General features: G+C 53.4%; 15 protein-coding genes and 2 tRNA genes. 11 read left to right on the forward strand and 6 right to left on the reverse strand.

Annotation, left to right across the window (positions count from 1 at the left end):
- Positions 1–14: 14 nt before the first annotated feature.
- The 3 genes from GRI36_RS04505 to GRI36_RS04515 all read left to right on the forward strand — a co-directional run bounded on the left by GRI36_RS04505 (position 15) and on the right by GRI36_RS04515 (position 1833).
- Positions 15–509, forward strand: coding sequence for a JAB domain-containing protein (locus GRI36_RS04505; protein ID WP_160597371.1), 495 nt, complete (start codon positions 15–17; stop codon positions 507–509).
- A gap of 76 nt (positions 510–585) precedes the next feature.
- Positions 586–1014: a winged helix-turn-helix domain-containing protein gene (locus tag GRI36_RS13930; protein WP_328598407.1), complete on the forward strand. Its 429-nt coding sequence runs from the start codon at positions 586–588 to the stop codon at positions 1012–1014.
- A 12-nt stretch (positions 1015–1026) separates the two neighbouring features.
- A complete protein-coding gene (locus GRI36_RS04515) occupies positions 1027–1833 on the forward strand; it encodes a crotonase/enoyl-CoA hydratase family protein (RefSeq protein ID WP_160597373.1) in 807 nt (268 codons plus the stop codon).
- A 9-nt stretch (positions 1834–1842) separates the two neighbouring features.
- Here GRI36_RS04515 and GRI36_RS04520 read toward each other — a convergent pair whose 3' ends face one another.
- Positions 1843–2622: an acyl-CoA thioesterase gene (locus tag GRI36_RS04520; protein ID WP_160597374.1), complete on the reverse strand. Its 780-nt coding sequence runs from the start codon at positions 2620–2622 to the stop codon at positions 1843–1845.
- A gap of 157 nt (positions 2623–2779) precedes the next feature.
- Between GRI36_RS04520 and GRI36_RS04525 the strand changes: the two genes are divergently transcribed.
- The 7 genes from GRI36_RS04525 (at position 2780) to GRI36_RS04555 (ending at position 10768) form a co-directional block, all read left to right on the forward strand.
- Positions 2780–2853, forward strand: a tRNA-Cys gene (locus tag GRI36_RS04525).
- 56 nt (positions 2854–2909) lie between these two features.
- Positions 2910–2985 (forward strand) — tRNA-Thr (locus tag GRI36_RS04530).
- 384 nt (positions 2986–3369) lie between these two features.
- Positions 3370–5010 (forward strand): TIR domain-containing protein, encoded by a 1641-nt coding sequence (locus tag GRI36_RS04535; RefSeq protein ID WP_160597375.1) that lies wholly within the window; start codon positions 3370–3372, stop codon positions 5008–5010.
- A 32-nt stretch (positions 5011–5042) separates the two neighbouring features.
- Positions 5043–6452, forward strand: a complete 1410-nt coding sequence (locus GRI36_RS04540; RefSeq protein WP_160597376.1) for an FAD-binding protein — start codon at positions 5043–5045, stop codon at positions 6450–6452.
- A complete protein-coding gene (locus tag GRI36_RS04545; protein WP_160597377.1) occupies positions 6449–7057 on the forward strand; it encodes a GNAT family N-acetyltransferase in 609 nt (202 codons plus the stop codon). Before GRI36_RS04540 ends, GRI36_RS04545 begins: the two co-directional genes overlap by 4 nt.
- 171 nt (positions 7058–7228) lie before the next feature.
- Positions 7229–8530, forward strand: coding sequence for a FecR domain-containing protein (locus GRI36_RS04550; RefSeq protein WP_160597378.1), 1302 nt, complete (start codon positions 7229–7231; stop codon positions 8528–8530).
- Between the two features lie 27 nt (positions 8531–8557).
- Positions 8558–10768 carry a CHASE2 domain-containing protein gene (locus GRI36_RS04555; protein WP_160597379.1) on the forward strand — a complete coding sequence of 737 codons (2211 nt, stop codon included), beginning with the start codon at positions 8558–8560 and terminating at the stop codon, positions 10766–10768.
- Here the strand turns inward: GRI36_RS04555 and GRI36_RS04560 are convergent.
- The gene (locus GRI36_RS04560; protein WP_160597380.1) at positions 10765–11226 is read right to left on the reverse strand and encodes a hypothetical protein; all 462 of its coding nucleotides are present in this window, start codon (positions 11224–11226) and stop codon (positions 10765–10767) included. The two genes, GRI36_RS04555 and GRI36_RS04560, sit on opposite strands and share 4 nt — an antisense overlap.
- Positions 11227–11359: 133 nt before the next feature.
- The gene (locus tag GRI36_RS04565; protein ID WP_160597381.1) at positions 11360–12058 is read right to left on the reverse strand and encodes a response regulator transcription factor; all 699 of its coding nucleotides are present in this window, start codon (positions 12056–12058) and stop codon (positions 11360–11362) included.
- A 263-nt stretch (positions 12059–12321) separates the two neighbouring features.
- Between GRI36_RS04565 and GRI36_RS04570 the strand changes: the two genes are divergently transcribed.
- Positions 12322–14190, forward strand: coding sequence for a serine protease (locus GRI36_RS04570; protein ID WP_235902162.1), 1869 nt, complete (start codon positions 12322–12324; stop codon positions 14188–14190).
- A gap of 49 nt (positions 14191–14239) precedes the next feature.
- On the opposite strand, the gene GRI36_RS04575 is transcribed toward GRI36_RS04570, so the two are convergent.
- From GRI36_RS04575 to GRI36_RS04585, 3 genes are all read right to left on the reverse strand, one after another.
- Positions 14240–14482, reverse strand: coding sequence for a hypothetical protein (locus GRI36_RS04575; protein ID WP_160597383.1), 243 nt, complete (start codon positions 14480–14482; stop codon positions 14240–14242).
- Between the two features lie 26 nt (positions 14483–14508).
- Positions 14509–16446 carry a TIR domain-containing protein gene (locus tag GRI36_RS04580; RefSeq protein WP_160597384.1) on the reverse strand — a complete coding sequence of 646 codons (1938 nt, stop codon included), beginning with the start codon at positions 16444–16446 and terminating at the stop codon, positions 14509–14511.
- A gap of 109 nt (positions 16447–16555) precedes the next feature.
- Positions 16556–16999: a two pore domain potassium channel family protein gene (locus GRI36_RS04585; protein WP_160597385.1), complete on the reverse strand. Its 444-nt coding sequence runs from the start codon at positions 16997–16999 to the stop codon at positions 16556–16558.
- Positions 17000–17139 lie beyond the last annotated feature (140 nt).

A 17139-nucleotide genomic window follows, 5' to 3' on the forward strand; every position in this document is an offset into this window, starting at 1 on the left:
CGCTGGCAGGAGCAATGTCAGCTTCAAAATCGCAACTCAGTTCTTTAGGTGAGGAATTCGCTGGCGCTTGCGAGTTGATGCTGGCCGCTCGGGCGCTAGTCGATACGGCGCGGCATCAAAAGATCAGCAGTGCGAGAGTCGATCCCTATGACGGTGAACTGCACCTCTATTTGCAATCTCGCATTGGCAATTCCCGGCGAGAACGAATGCTGGTCATCTTTTGCGATCGTGACGGGCAATATCTTCTCGATCAAGAGATGGGCTGGGGGACATCCACCAATATTCAGCTCGATGTGGCTTCGCTGTTCCGCAAGGCGCTGACTGTCGATGCGGACGGCATATTGCTCGCACACAACCATCCGTCGGGCCATTGCACCCCGAGCCAGGACGACATTGATGCCACGCGCAAATTAGCCGGTGCAGCAAAGGTGCTTGGGCTGTACATTCTTGACCATCTGATTGTGACCCGAAGACAGTGCTACTCAATTCGCTCGAGTTCCTTACTGTGATTGTCAGCCCCCGCTTCATATTTGACTCTTGCAACAACGGACAGACGGGCTGGCTGAGCCGCTCTATCCAACTATAGTGTCGGAGTTTGGCCGAATCGGGCACTCGCATCTTCCCCGGACCCAAAGGGTCGGCGGACTGACACTTGACCTGTTTCATAGGGACGCATCGGCGGGTGGACGGTGGCTTCGGCTGCATCCGCGTGAATTCGAAGTGCTGTGGTCTTTGGCGGATGCCAGAGGCAAGGCACTCACCAAAAAAATGCTGCTGACTAATGTTTGGCGCATTGCCCACATCCCACAGAGTAATCGCGTTGAGGTGACAATTTCGAGGATTAGGAGCAAACTTCATTCAGCGCAGCTTGCCTGGATGATCGTGACCGAGCCAGAGGGAGGATACCGCCTGGTGTGTGCGGGCGATGCGCCGAAGGCCAAAATTGAAGCTGATCAGGATGAAGCGCTGGACAGTTTCCTTCGCATTGGTAACGATGGCCAAGCAAGAAACTAATCGGGAATTGATATGACATTTCAGGAAAACGAACGGGTATCAATCGAGTTGGGTGACGATGGCGTTGCCCAGGTTCGGCTGACACGGCCTGACAAGATGAACGCACTGGATCCTGAGATGTTCGAAAGGATTATAGCCGCCGGGCATGCGCTTCACGACATGCAAGGCCTCAGGGCTGTCGTCCTTTCAGGAGAAGGCCCTAGCTTCTGCGCGGGTCTTGATACTTCGAGCTTCGGGCGCGAGCCATCCTCAGACGAACCGGGCTTGACCGAACGGACTTACGGCAATTCGAACAAGTTTCAGCAAGTCGCGACGCAGTGGCGTAAGCTGCCTGTTCCGGTTGTCTGTGCCATCCACGGCGTATGCTTTGGCGGCGGCATGCAAATTGCCAGTGGCGCGGATATTCGCGTGGCTGCGCCGGATTCGCGCATGGCTATTATGGAGCTGAAATGGGGGTTGGTACCTGATATGGGTGGTTATGCATTATGGCGCGGCTTGGTCCGCGACGATATGTTGCGCGAACTGGTTTACACCAACCGACAATTTTCAGGCAATGAAGCGTTGGAATATGGTCTTGCGACCTTTGTTGATACTGACCCGCTTGCTCGGGCCACTGCGATTGCTTCCGAAATTGCGCATCGCAATCCGCACGCAATTCGCGCCGCGAAACGCCTGCATAACAGCATGGCTGACGCTGAAACGGACGAATTGCTGATGGAAGAAAGCATCGAGCAGCATGCGATCATGCGCACAAAAAACCAGATCGAGGCCGTGATGGCAGGAATGGCCAAACGGCCAGCGAATTTTGAAGACGTCTAGTCTGATCGATTAGCCAAAAATGGCGACTGCCTGAATGCCTGACAACATTTGTTTGCCGTCAGCATTCCAGAGGCGAAGCCGCTCGCTCGAATAGCCTTGATCGGCATGGTCACAGGCGGTCTCCGCCAACCACCAGCCATCGCGCGTTCGTGGTTCCGTGTCGAGCAGGTTGAAAGACCAGTTTATCGAACTGATCGGTCCGCGGCGTTGCATGATGCGGGCGGCTGATGGGGGCAAGGTGTCGCCCATCAAAATCAGTTCGGAAACCGGATCGATTCCGGAAGGATCCTTAAGCCGCGTCCAGCGGCGCAAGATTGGCGATCCGGGCACCGGCTTTTCGGCGGTGTAGTGCACATCGTAGTTTTCCTTGAGGAAAGAGGGTGCAGTGTGCGTTTTAACCGGAACCGATTCTTCCGGCCGACCCGGGGCCGGGTCGGGCAGTGGCGCAGGATGAACTGCATTGGCTTCGCGGCTGGTTCCAAACAGCCAGAAAGCAGTCAGTGCAATTTTGTCGTCGCAAATAATCTCGCTGCGGATTTGGACCACATTACGTCCTTGCCGAATGATCTGACTGCGCAATTCGAATTGTTCACCCACTGGCGCGATAAAACCTACTTGGCCTGCCCTGAATGGCGGCAAATCGGGAAATGCGCGGATTGCGGCCGTGTAAGCGATAAGCGCGGAGGCGCCGCCATACAGGGTCCGGCCCTGCATCCAGTTCTCAGCTCTTTCGAGTATGATTGTGCCGCCTTCAGCGGTGATGGATTCGATAAGGTTGCTTACACTCATGGGTTCGTTTCATAGCGAAACTCGCTCCAGGTGCCAGCCCGCATTGCTGGTTTAATCGGCCTGGCCTGCTTGGAACCAAAAATCGCATTGCCTATAATGATTCGAAACGCTAGATGGCCGCTTCCGTCTGGTGGACCGATTGGTCCACGGGAACAGAGGCCCGATGGCGGAGTGGTGACGCAGCGGTTTGCAAAACCGTGCACGCCGGTTCGATTCCGGCTCGGGCCTCCATATTCTGCGGGACCAGGATTGCTTCACCACAGCAATTCAAGTTCGCCTCGCACTGCGCCGCTTTAGCTCAGGTGGTAGAGCACATCATTCGTAATGATGGGGTCAGAGGTTCGAGTCCTCTAAGCGGCACCACCACATAAAGGAGGCAACTCTCGAGATTGGCCTGCTGCTATGTTCAAGCTGCGTTCGGGCCTAAAATTCGTGAGGCTTGACATATTTGCAGACTCAGCGCCTAATTATTTGGGGTTGCAAGCCAATTGGGCTCGCTATCACTAGATAAAGTGAAGCGGGGTTCACCGCGCATGATTGGTGCGGGTTTTGAGGGCATTTTGTTGAGTGAGCGCTTTGGCACAATAGCTGAACTGCCACAGCAAACTGGGTCTTGCTCTTAATTCTCTATCACCTTTGTGCGTACCGGCGCTTCCTTCGGGTGGCAGCAAAGCAGGCGTGCATAGGCCCGGCGATAGTCGGAATTCTTGGGGCGCCATAGATGGTTCGATGCCAGGATGAGGATCAATGGCGGATATATTTCTATCGTATAACAGGGAAGATCAGCCCACGGCTTTGGCCTATGCCAAAGCGCTTGAATCGAGCGGATTTTCCGTTTGGTGGGATACAACCTTAAAAACCGGCGATGCTTATGATGAGGTGACCGAGAAAGCGCTGCGCGATGCGAAGGCAGTGGTCGTCCTCTGGTCGCGCCGTTCGGTTGTTTCGCGCTGGGTCAAATCCGAAGCGACATTGGCTGACCGTCTAGGCACGTTGGTCCCGGTCATGATTGAGGATTGCGAACGCCCGATCATGTTCGAACTGGTTCAAACTGCCGACCTTGCCCATTGGAAGGGCAATGTCGCAGACCCGGAATTCAAGGGTTTAATTAGCGAAGTCCGCGACCATGTTGCAGGCGACAAGGCTGAGCCTACTCCAGTCCAGATTGCATCAGGGCACGTTTACAAATTACCGTCCAAACCCTCGATCGCATTACTACCGTTTATCGATTTGGCTGGTGCTAAGGGAGACGATTACTTTGCCGATGGCATTGTTGAGGAGATTAGTGCGGCGCTTGCAAATTACCCGTCATTGTTTGTGATCGCCGGGTCCTCCAGTTTGACCTACCGTGACACCGAGAAAGATTTGAACGCCATCTGTCGCGAGCTGGGCGTGCGCTACTTGCTAGAGGGATCGGTACGTCGTTCGGGCGAGCGGGTCCGCATCAATATTAAATTGAACGATGGCATTATGGGCGAGCAGGTTTGGGCTGACAAGTTTGATGGGACGATGGAGGATGTATTCGAGTTGCAGGACCGCGTTGCCGGTGATGTTGCGCGAACTATCGATTCAACCATCGAAAACGCAGAGCTTCGCAGGGCTACCATTACGACCACAAAATCAGCCGACACCTATGAATTGTTCTGGCGCGCCAACGCCGCCTATCGCGGGTTTGATCCGGAATCGATGACTCAGGCTATCGATCTTTTGGAGCAGGTCGTCGAGCGTGAACCAAATAACCCGTGGGCACTTTCGTTGTTGGGTTTTTGCCACGCATCGCGTTTCTCCAACCGGTGGGGCGATGACATTATGGCAAGTCGGGCGAAGGCGCTCGAATATTATGAAGCGGCAATCAAAGTCGGCGGTGAGAATTCGCAAATCCTGTGCTATTGCGCCGCGATTTTGGTTAGCGTGATCGGCGACATGCAAGTTGCGCGCAGGATGATTAACCGCGCGCTCGAATTGACACCTGATTCGGCCAATACGCTGTTTTGGGGCGGCTTTAATGATATTGTACTGGGTAATGCCCAACGCGGATTGGAACGGTTCGAAGGCTCGCTGCGGGTTAATCCGACATCGAGTGTACGACCTTATATCATCGGCGGGATGGGTATTTGTCTGACATTGCTGAAGCGGTTCGATGAGGCTGCTGCGGTTTTGCAGGAGGCGCTCCAGCAAATTCCCAATTATCCTGCAGGCCTGGCCGCGCTGGCTGTGTGCAAAGTCGAATTGGGCCAGCCCGAGGAGGCTGCTCCTTATTACGGGCGGCTGAAGGCGCTAGGCGGAGTGCCGGGAATTATGGCGATTTTGCAGAATGAAGAGCACCGGCAGATGGTTGGCGACGGGCTGACCAAATCTGCTGAAATGCTGGAGAGTGTTGCCAGCTAGAATTACAAAAATTCACATGAGGGAGTGAATAGATGTCTGACGATAATAATCCGATCGAAATTTTGCCTGTTGGGTATTATTCCAACATACCGCCCGAAATCCATGATTGGGGCGAGGTCATATCGTTTTCGCCCGACACCTATTTTACGCCGACTTCGCTCGAAGAATTGACCGATTATCTGACGCTGCTGCTGAACAAAGGAACAGGAGGCCGAACCTTGCGGTTCCTGGGTGGACAACACAGCTGCTCCGAGATTTTTGAAGGCGATATCGTCATCAACACCAGCAAGCTTCCGCTTGCCTTCGACGTATCTGCTGGCCCGGATGGCAAGCAGAATATCGTCACGGCCAGTGCATGGATGCATTGCCACGAATTTCTCTATCGCGCGGCGCAACGTGGGCTTTCTTTGACAGCGTCAGGCGGAACCGATGCGCAGACGATGGCCGGTTTAATTTCGACCAACACCGCCGGGGCCACCGTTCACACCGATGTTTACGAGACATTGCGGTGGGTCGAATATCTGGCCATTTCACCCAACGGAAAATCTCTTGTTACCAAGCGGGTGAACCGCGGCGATGCGGACTTCACAGCGGTGATGTGCTCGCTGGGAAGTATCGGCTTCATCACCGAGGTCGGTTTTGAATTGGTGCCGCAATTGTTTTTCGAAGGCGGCTTTCGCGTTGCCCAACTCGATGATATTTTGGGTGATGTAGCCAAGACCTGTGACACCTATGATTTCTGGCGGATTGAATGGGTGCCGACGATGGATTGGGGCCTGCTTTGGTTCGCCAATCAGATCGAAGGCAAGGGGCAGCCGGTCCAAAGCTGGCCGCCGAATGCCAATGAGAAAAAGCTGGAGGAATTCTTCCAAGAGAATGAAGTGACGGCCGGCGCATTTATGAATGACGCGCTGCAGGGACTTTACTCTGCGATGAAGACGCAATTTCAACCAACCACAATTGATGGGCCAATGCGCAATGTGATCCCGGTTGACCGGTTTGCGCCGCTTCATGTGGCGATGGCCGAGTGGAGCTTTGATCCGGCTGATCTGCCCCAGCTGCGGCAAGTCTGCCAAACCTATTTCGAAGCCAACAAATGGCCCAATCTTGCGACCGAGGTGGAATGTACCAAAACCGACGGCAACTTGATGTCGCCGTGGAATTGGCCGGGGCTACCCTATATTATCAAGTTCAATTTTCAATATTTGACGGACTTCTTGAGCGCAGACCAAAAGTTGGAGATTTTCACGCATCTAAAGGGGCTGTGGGACGCAATCGATGCTGCGGGCATCCCGTTCAAGGCGCATTGGGGCAAGATTAATTTCCTGACGCCTGAACGGGTGAAGCGCGATTACAGGCTGGATGCATTCATGCCGCATGTGCAGCCGTTTTGGACCAATGACTACATCGCCCAGCGTTTGGGCTTAGGGGGGGTATCATGACTACAGAAAATCCAGAAAGACCGATCGGAAAAGCTGTTCCGGCGGATGCGGATGCAATCAGCGAGACCTTGGCCTTGGCTTTCTTTGACGACCCGGTGTTCCAGTGGCTGTTTCCCGATAGCACTGGCCGCAAGCAGCGCATGGACGCGATGTTCAAGCTGATGTTCCATTATGATGTGAAGCACGGTTACATTCGCAAATCACCGGACTGCCATGCAACGTCTTTTTGGCGGTCGCCGGGCACCGCAGAAATTCCGACATTGTCGGTTATCCCGATGTTGATCCCGTTGCTTGCGATTTACCGGTCGAGTTTCGGCAAGATGTTGAATTTGACCAATGCGATAAAACACAATTTGCCAAAGGGACGGCCTTTTTACTACGTGCACTTTGTTGGCGTTCGGCCAGATGACCAGCATCAAGGTTGGGGCACCGCGATGATGAAGGATGGTATCGCAAAAGCTGATGCGGAAGGAGTGGCCGTGTATCTGGAGACTGCACTTGAGAGCAATGTCACATTCTACCAGCATCTCGGCTTTACCGTGACAGGGGAATGGCACATCAAGGATGGGCCCAAGATGTGGTCAATGTTGCGTGAACCTGGATAGTGTCGCTTGACCCATGGGAAAGGCGTTCTTGCGAAAAACGCTGTAAGAAGTTGTAACCGGACCAGCCAATTTGTGGCTTCATTAGGATTCTGATGTAAGGTGCGGTGAGGTCTTTCTGCGCGCTCTTCAGTGTGCTGTGGTGATGCTTGATTGGGGTTCGGGAGTTTGAAAATGCGCGTTTCGTTGATGAAATTGGTCATTTCGGTGATGATTGCTGCGTGCACAGCATTGTTCGCGCTTCCCGCATCTGCGCAAGATGATGCGCCAATAACCTATGTCGTGAAAAAGGGTGACACGCTGAATTCGATTAGCGATCGTTACCTAACGGGTAGCGAGGCGATGGCCAAAGTTGCCTTGCTCAACAAGGTATTTCGCCCTCGCCAAATGCCGATTGGCAAAAAGCTTGAGTTGCCCCGCAACCTACTCCGTTTTGAGCAAGTTCCTTTGCGAGTGGAGCGATTTAGCGGCCCTGTCCAAGTTGGCGGCACTCAAGTCGAGGCCGGAGTTATTTTGCGTGAAGGCGGTGTTGTGAATACAGGTGCGAACGGCTTTGTGTCCTTCAGCAGCGTAAGAGGTTCTGTGGTATCGCTCCCATCGAATTCGCGTGCGCGTCTGAAACGCGCACGGCTTTATGCGCTCGATAATATTCTTGATGTCGATTTTGAAGTGTTGGGTGGCAGGGGCGAAGTTACTGCACCCAAATTAAGGGGGCAGGAGCGCTTCAAATTGCGGACACCTTTGGCCGTAACTGCAGTACGCGGCACTCAATTCCGGGTCGCACATGACGAGGTGCTTGGGCGTAGCGGAACCGAAGTGGTTGAAGGAGAAGTTGCAGTTAGCAGCGGGAAAAATGAGGAACTTGCCAGCGCAGGTTTCGGCATTGCATCCGGCGCGAATGGGTTGAGTGGCGTTGAAGCATTATTGCCAGCATCTGAGATCACCAACCCCGGGGCTATCCAGACTTCTGAATTGGTCGCATTTGCGGTTACGCCGCCTGATGGCGCGGTTGGTTATCGCACCCAAATTGCGCGTGAAGCGGGCTTCTTGGATGTGGTTGCCGAGCAAACCGAAACCTCTGGCGAAGTAAGTTTTAAAGGTCTTGAAGATGGCCGATATTACGTGCGCGTCAGAGCAATCTCGGCCAGCGGCCTCGAAGGGCTTTCAGAAAACTACAGCTTCAGGCGCAAGCGTTTAGGGGTCACCCCTTCAGTTGGCACATCGCCGCTTGCAGATGGCTTCAAGTTTGAATGGCTGACGGCTGGCGTTGGCGAGACTTACTACGCGTTTCAATTATGGGAGAAGGGCAGCGATGCGGCCCCACTTCTCGACGAAGTCGGGGTGAGTAGCAAAGGCTTGATACTGACCAATTTGGAACCGGGAATATATCAATGGCGCGTTGCTGCCATGCAGGCAGAAAGCGACGGTTTGCTGAAAGTTTGGGGACCAACTCAAAGTCTGATTGTTTCGGAATAACACAGCAGCTGTTATCTTAGCTCAAACATGTCATTCAAACGATTGATCCTCGAATGGGCAATTCTGCTCGCTTGTGCTTGCGGATTGGCTGTGCTGGCTCTCTCCGCGCAGGTGACCAACCGGATGGACGGGCGGCTGCTCGATTTTTCGACTTGGCTGGCGAATGGACCGGTCAGCGATGACATCGTCATTGTCGCGATCGATGATTACAGCTTAAACCGGATTGGCGCATGGCCTTGGTCGCGCCAAACGCATGCCCAGCTCGTAAGAGAGCTTGATGAAGCGGGCGCACAGTCAATTCTATTCGATGTGCTATTTTTGGAGCCGACGGAAGCCAAAGCCGATACCGCCTTGGCAAATGCGATCAGGGATTCTGGCAAGGTCATTCTACCGCACACTTTTGCCGCACAGGAAAATTCCGAAAACAACGTTGCGGTCGCCTATCCCTTGGAAATTCTGCGCGCACCTGCGCTGGCGGTTGGGCATGTCTATACTGAACCCGATCAGGATGGGATATTGCGGCGGTTCGACCTCGCTTTGCAATCAGGCGATGATGTTTTTCTGCAATTCGCAATGGCTGCTTTGCAAGCTGGCAGTGCCGATGAAGATGATCCACCTGGCAAAAGCGCAGGCGCAAATGTGCCGAAGCGCAAAGCCATAGTGCCGTTCAATCCGGCGGGAAGTTATGCAGTTATTCCCGCTGCCAACATATTGGATTCCGATATTCCGCGCGGCTTTCTCGAAGGCAAGACTATCATAATCGGGGCAATTGCGCCGGGCTTGAGCGACCGATATTTTGTTCCGTCGGGGCGTGTTGAAATTATGTCTGGTGTGGAAACGCAGGCAAATTTGCTGGCGGCGATCAAGCAAGGCAATCTGATTTACGAAGCAGATAGCAGGTGGCCATTAGCGCTCAGTTTGTTGGCGATCCTCGCGCAGTTCTTGGCATTTTGGCGCTTGAATCCGCGCCGTGGCCTCTACGCAACAGTGGCATTGATCATTGCCATGCTGACGCTTTCGGTCGGCCTCGTGGTCGCCGCAGGCGTCTGGATTCCGGTCGCGACCGCCGCGGTGGTTATGTTGCTTGCCTACCCTTTATGGAGTTGGCGCCGCTTGACCACTGTCAGCGAGTATCTTGACCGAGAGGCAGGCCGATTGCCGCATCAACTGCCAGAGAACACCGAGGCTGGAGGGTTTGATATTATTGCCCAACAAGTGGACCGGATGCGTAAATTGATCAGCAGCGTATCTGATTCTTTCACCTTCTTGCAGCAAGTTATCGAACTGGCACCTGATGCGATTATCGTACTGGACCGCGATGGTGTTGTTCAAATGATGAATCAAAAAGCAGACTTATTGTTCACCGAATGGGATTTGGCGGACAGGCCCGCATTTGGCGAAGTTGTCCTGCTGGCCAATGCCATCATTGACAATGAAAAAGGCGAACTGACTAGCAAGGATGGCGATGTATTCTTGATGGCATCAGCCGATTTCGTCGCGAGTGATTCAGCGAAATCAGGACAGATTGTCGCGCTAAGAGACATCTCGCAGATTCGCCGCCGCGAGACCGAGCGTGCCGAAATGCTCGAATTTCTTTCGCACGATATGCGCACCCCGCAGGTCGCAATCATCGGCTTGACCAAAGGCGCGGCCAGCGATGCAGTGGGCAATGACAGGTTGAGGAGAATTCGCACGCAGGCAGAACGGACGTTGAAGCTGGCCGATGATTTCGTGCAATTGGCGCGGCTTGAGGAGGCTGCACTGTATTTTGAGGATACCGACCTGTCAGCTTTGGCAGAGGAGGCATGTGACCGGGCTTATTCGCTCGCGAAGAAGAAGGGCATCACGGTAACGCAAGAGCTTTCCGAGATGCCGGTTTTTGCATGGGTCGAAGCATCGTTAATTGCCCGTTTGCTCGACAATCTGCTGGGTAACGCGATCAAATATTCACCGGGTAAGTCGGTGGTTATGCTATCTGTTCGTGAAATGGATGACGAGAATGTCGTCTTGGCTGTCAGCGATGAAGGCCCCGGCTTGCCAACGGAGCGTTTGGCAGATCCGTTTGCCCGGTTCGGTGCGCATGAAACCAAAGCCGGCCCAAGCGCCGGTCTGGGACTGACCTTTGTTCAGCGCACTGTGCAGAAGCATCATGGCACCATTGAAGTCGTAAGCCATTCTACCACCGGCACCAAATTCTCGATCGAATTGCCTAAAAATGCGCCGGGCGAGCTCGGTTAGCCTTGGGATTTTGCCATTGCGTCGCTAACAAGCTTGTCCGCCAATTCATTGGCCGCTTCTTCGGTTACGTCGCAACCAATGCTTTCAGCTGAGCCGCGATACGACAATTTGCCATTACTAATACGAAACATGGCCAATGTGGCGCGTAGCCGAACAGGCTTGCATTCATCAAATCTGCGAGCTTTGCGCGGTGCGGAGACCCAGATTGTCTCGTTAGACGCGTTGGTAACAGCATCGGCATCGACCATGCCCAAATCTGCCCGCCTAACCGAAAATGCATAATCGGCGATAATGCCTGCTGTATCTTCGATAGGGACTGCGTGTTCCTGGAACGATTGGCGCAATGCGGCTTCAAACATGGTGTGCTGCGGCCCCTCATCGCCAGAGAAATGCAGCCGAATTGCTGCTTTCTGAACTGGATCTAAAGTCGAGGATACAATCGCTGCTGGGGATGCCACAGCGCACGCTTGAATTGCCGGCAATGCAAGCAACAGGGTTGCCGCCCCATATAATCTGTTCGCCAGTTCGCGACCCGCGGGATAATCCTTGGCCATTCGACATGGTCCTCATTGCGCTAAGACTTTGCCAGTCTCAGTCCTCGTCGAATTCTGAGTATTTGTCCATCCTGTAGCCGAAACCGAACACGGTTTGGATCGCATAGCCATTTTGCGGGCGCAGGCCCAATTTTGAACGCACGCGGGAGACATGCATATCGAGCGTGCGAGTTTCAACGTCGATCGAACCGCCCCAGATTTGCGAGAATATATAGCTACGCGATAGAGGGCGATTGAGATTTTCAAAGAACAGCAGCGCCAAGCTGAATTCTTTGCTGGTCAATTTGACAGGTTCGCCATCATGTTCGATGATTTGTTTGAGCCGGTCGATCTTGAAATCCGCAAATTCCGCAAACCGATCAGGCTTTTCGCGAACTATTTTCCGTCCGGCGGCTTCAATTCGCGCCAAAATGACTTCGCTGCTTTCGGGCTTGATGATGTAGTCGGTCGCGCCAAGTTCCAGACCTTTAACCACGTCGCTTTTCCCGGCCCGGCTCGTAATCAGAATAAAAGCCGGCGGATGTTCAATCGCATCTTTCGCCCATTTCAGCACATCCACACCTGTCGAACCGGGCATGTTCCAATCGGCAACCACTACGTCAAATGTCTCGCGCTTGAGCGCGACGATTAAATCGTTCCCGTTACGATATTTATCGAACTGATGGCCCGTTCCCTCCAATACGGAGGCGAGCTGTTCCAGAATCTCCAGATCATCGTCTGCAATTGCTATGCGCATTGTTTGTCCCCTCGAACGATAGTCATACTTTATTTTTTACAACCATATTTTACATTCTCTTTGCCGTAATGAAGCTGAATCGCCAGCCATCTTTTCCGAATTTTACAAGTGTTTACTGAAAGGGTTTTGGTCTGGTTGCTGGTCAGATTGCGTTGAACAAAATCAATTGCAAATCAGCTGCGCAGAACACCTTGATTGTGTAATGCAGGGTGGGGGAGAAAAAGATGAGGTTTTTGTTATCGATAGGAGTGGCGGCTTGTGCGATGGCCGCTTCGTCCATTCCCGGGCGAGCTCAAGATGATGTTGCCGCTCAGGACCTTGTTGTGCCAGTGCCGAAGACGGGAATCGTCAGAGTGCGCCTGGCTAGTGATATTGGCAATGAAACTGCTGCGATAAGAACCGCTCTGGCACGCCATGACGGATGGGAAATTGCTGAACCAGCGGACTATGAAATCATCCGTGATCCCGAATTCTATCCCGATATTGTACTGGTCCCTATAAAGCGCGAAGGCCGCGGGATCGCCCCGGCGTATGACGAGCGCTTTCACCGTGCGGGCACGATGGAGGTCACTGAAGTTTTGGGATATTTTGCTGATCTGGTTAATCAGCAATATGGGTGGGCTTCGAACGTCCCCGAGCCAATCTATCTGGGGAGTCCTGACGAGCCAGATTTTGACGAAAGATTTGACAGTTTTGCTGGACCGATAGCGTCCAGAGCAAGCCTATTGGATCTTGAAAGCAAGTCCGATAATCAATCAACAACGGTCTGCGTCAGCCTGGAAGCGCCACCCGCCGGATATTGTTCGTTCCCTTCGGCGCGTGGATTGATGGAGGTACCAAGGGGTGCGAATATCACCGTAACGGTCAAACAGAGTTGGGCCTTGGACCGCAATGTTCACACGCTTGCTCTTGCGCCGGATAACAGCGTTAGTCTGCTTTTCTCTAGCGAGGCTCTACAGCCTTCGTTAGCAATTAGCGAAGATTTCAGCTCAGAAGCGATCATCGATAATGGTTCGGCCCCGGTGATCTTCAATCAACTGGGCTTGTACAGAATCATCACCATCGCCAGTGAACATCCGCTTAACCCATTGATTTTCAGTCATGATACTCGGGTCGCAATTCCGCCCAGTCTTTGTCAAAATTCTCTGGAGCGGCTGCTGTGCAAAAGCCTGTTTGGCAACGCAATCGAGCAGTCTGAACAGGCATATCTGGGGGCAACCGATGTTGCGGTGACCGATGTCTATTCTACCGAACCGATCAGACCTACTGCTTATATTATAAACGGATTTCCTGTGAGCCGCCGTGACGGCTTGTGGCAAGTGCAATTGTTCCGTCCGGTCAGAGGCACTCCGATGGGGCGATCAGGCAAGCGCCAAGGCAATGCCCACCGAATGAATTTTGAAAAGGCGCATCATTGCGGTGGTTCGTATATCGGTGATGGCTTCATCGTCACTGCGGCGCATTGTGTAAGAAATGAACCGCTTGGCAATGCCAAACCGGACATGTTTGTGCGGATGGGCACGCTCGATATCGCAAGCGGCGGTGTTACCTTCGGCATTGATTCGATTGTCGTGCATTCCGGGTATCGAAAGACGCCGGATTATGACGATATCGCTTTGGTGCGGATAAACCCGGATCAAATGGGCGCTGTTGAAAGTCTGGTCAGCCAGGGCAAGCTCGCCCCGATCGACTACCGTGCAGCAAGCGTGAGCAGAGGTTCCAAATTACTGGTGACGGGATGGGGCTTCACGGGTCGGACTCGGGACAATGATATTCTCGATATCAATGATAACACCCAGCGTAGCCCGCGTTATCTTGAAGGTGCAGAACTCACTTCTCAAAGCAATTCTCGATGCTCTCAAGTGACCACCTATTCCGGGTACAGCCTCACGAATATTGTCTGCGCCTCTAGTCCGGGCGCATTCAAGGACGCTTGTTACAAGGATAGCGGAGGGCCGCTAACGCGCCGGAGAGGTGATGGACGTGTTCTGGTCGGTATAGTATCGGCAGGAAATGGCTGCGCCATTACGCGCGGTGCGCCGGGGATCTATACGGCAGTCTTGCCCTACCAATCGTGGATCGATCGAGCAAAAGCGGGGACGCGCAGGAACAGCCGCGTATTCGTTCGTTAAATCACCGCCGGAACACTCCGGCGGCAATCTAAACAGGTTCTATAGCGGTCTAGTCGCCAATTCGGTCATCGGGACCGGTGCGTTCGCCTTCATCAACTTCCTCTTCCGAGGTCATTTCTTCTTCCCCGGCAGGCTCGGCAGGCTCGGCAGTTGCGGCATCAGGGGCATCTTCTTCCGCAGGCATTTCTGCCTCGGTCGTTTCTGCTTCCGCTGCTTCCTCTTGTTCGGGGGTGCAGCCAGCCATCATCAGGGCAGCGCCCGCCGCAATTCCCGCCATTCCAAATTTACGCATATCCATTCTCCTCATTGTTGAACGCGTTATTTTGTGAAACCCATTTTTCTGATTACGTTGTTATAGGCCGTTGTATCCCTGATCGGTTCGATTAGGGGGTCCCGGTATAGCTGGACCAGTCCGCTATCGCGCAGCCTCCATGCTTCCGCCAAAGCGGCCAATGCATCTTCTTTTCGGCCCCATTGACTGTATATCTGGGCATATTGATAGTTGCTCTTATCGCCAAATTCCGCCCTGAGTGTATCAAATTTGCGTTGCGCTTCCGCTTCGTCACCGAGCCGGAAATCTGCGATTGCGGTACCAGTAAGGCGCCAGACGGACCGGCTTTCTCGTTCGAATGATGCCTTGGCTTCTGCCACTTTTCCCTGGGCCAGCTTCACCAGTCCGACCGAATAATGATAGCTTGAAAGCCCTTCCTGAATATCTTTTGCCTTCTCAAAGGCGATCAGTGCGTCATCATGCCGTGCTCCATTATAGGCGATGTCGCCAATGGTTCGAAACGTGCGCGCATTGAGGGGGTCGAGCGATGCAGACAAATTGATCGCTTTGTTCGCACCGCCGTAATCCCCGATGCGGGACCGGAAGATAGCATATCGGCTCAAGATATCGGCATCACCTGATCCCAATTCATAAGATGTTTGATAGGGGCCTCGTGCCTTCCCCATGTCCAATTCACCCACTGCCAGCGCATATCCCAGCACCATATGACCATCGGGGAATTTGGGTGCAATCTCAACTGCTTTACGCCCTGCCAAGATGGCTTGATCGTAAAGCAAATCCCGCTGTTTTGGGGGCGCATAAAGATTGCCGATGATCCCCAATGCGCGGCTGCGTCCTGCATGTGCGGCAGCATAATTTGCATCAATGGCAATCGCTTCGTCAAACTTGGCAAGCGCTTGCCGATCGCTGTTTTCGTCTATTCCAGCATCGTATAATTCGCGTCCCTGCAGGAATGCTTCATAGGCAGCGATGTTTTCGGTGCCGCCGACTTCCGTGCCCGAGGACGCGCCATCCATTTGCGTAGTCAGTGCTTGGGTTACTGCTGCTGCAATTGCGCGCTGGATCTCGAAAATATCATCGAGAGCGCCGTCATAAGCAAGCGGCTCGATGCTAAATCCGGTGGCTCCATCTATCAATTCCGCCACGACGCGCACTTGATTGCCTGCACGCCTGACGGTCCCTTCGAGCAAATAGGCAACACCCAATTTTCTGCTTATGTCTTTGGCACCGCCGCCGTCCTTGTCTGCTGCGTCTGATGATGTCTGGGCGGATACTTTAAGCAACGGGTTTTGCGCCAATCGGCTCCGGACCTCCGCTGACAGACCTTGCGCGAAGTAGGTTTGTTCAGTGCCATCGCCTAATGAGGTGAATGGTAGGACCGCGATGCTGTTCTCATTTGGCTGGCTGCCGATGCCGCCATTCATCCAATATGCAAGTCCCGCTGCGCCAAGGATTGCGGTTCCGCCACCAATTATTGCGTTCCGACGGGTAAGCGCCTTTTCCGGGCGATGTTCCATTCTAGGCGGGCGCTGTGAAAGCGCCGGACTGCCCCCTTGTACAGTGATGATCGAATTAACCAGCCGGTCAAATTGAGGATCACCGGCCTTGGGCGATTTCTGCGATAGGTCGATGCATTGGAATTGGCCAAATCCGAGTGGTGGGTCTGTCTTGTCGATGGTAACCGGAACCAACCTGCCGCGGTCACGGCCATGCGTTGCTTCATCACGCACCCAGTGCGATTGAATCGAGGTTTTGGACCATATCACGACGACTGCACTGGCTGTTTCAAGCGCTTCTTCGGTTACCAATCCGTACTTGGCGCCGCCTTCAATCAGGCCATCCCACCAAACTTCAATTCCGGAATCTTGCAGGGCTTTTATAATCGGCAGCGCAGCAGGTTGATCTTCGCGTGAATAACTTAGGAAAATATGATTGGCAGATGCCGGATGGTCGCTATTTTGCATTACAAGCGCTACCTCCCGCCATCGGTAAGAATTTCAAAGGAGCGACCCTTCGTTAGAGTTAACACCGTCACTTGCCGATTGAAACCCGGTTAATTGATTTCCTCCTAGCTTATTCGTCACCGTCTATTCTCCAAAGCCTCTCCATCATCAGATAGGTGAAGGATGCGCTCCACGCGATGAGAACCAGGCCGTTAAGCGCCTCAAATCCGGCAACAAGCCGGATTGACCCGAGCGGCACGATATCGCCAATTCCCAGTGTGGTGTAGCTTGCAATCGAGAAGTAGAAATGGTCCGCCAATGTCGCGTGAGAAGAGTGGACGGCACCTTGCAATCCACCGATTCCGGCCATGTCGATTGCAAGAAATGCCAAAGCATAGAGCAAGACTTCGAGCAGATGGGCGACGAACAGGCTGAAGGTGACAGTCAGCAGCGGCCATTTTAGTCTGCTTCCCTCATTCCTGATTTCTCGCGCCAAAAATTTGAGGATCGCGAAATGCATCACGAATGTCAGCGCGACCAAAGTCATCGCAATTAGAAAAGTGACTAGCAGCATATTGGTTCGCCCCCGCTGTATCGATACGCCCGTAGAGTCTTTTTCCCGATGTAGCGTCATTTGTCACCTGACATCTGATTGCTCCACCAGCTATCCATGCTACAGTTTGGCAATGATGGGGCAGGGTGCATCGCGGGGGA

This window comes from Pontixanthobacter gangjinensis (genome assembly GCF_009827545.1).
Classification (GTDB): domain Bacteria; phylum Pseudomonadota; class Alphaproteobacteria; order Sphingomonadales; family Sphingomonadaceae; genus Pontixanthobacter; species Pontixanthobacter gangjinensis.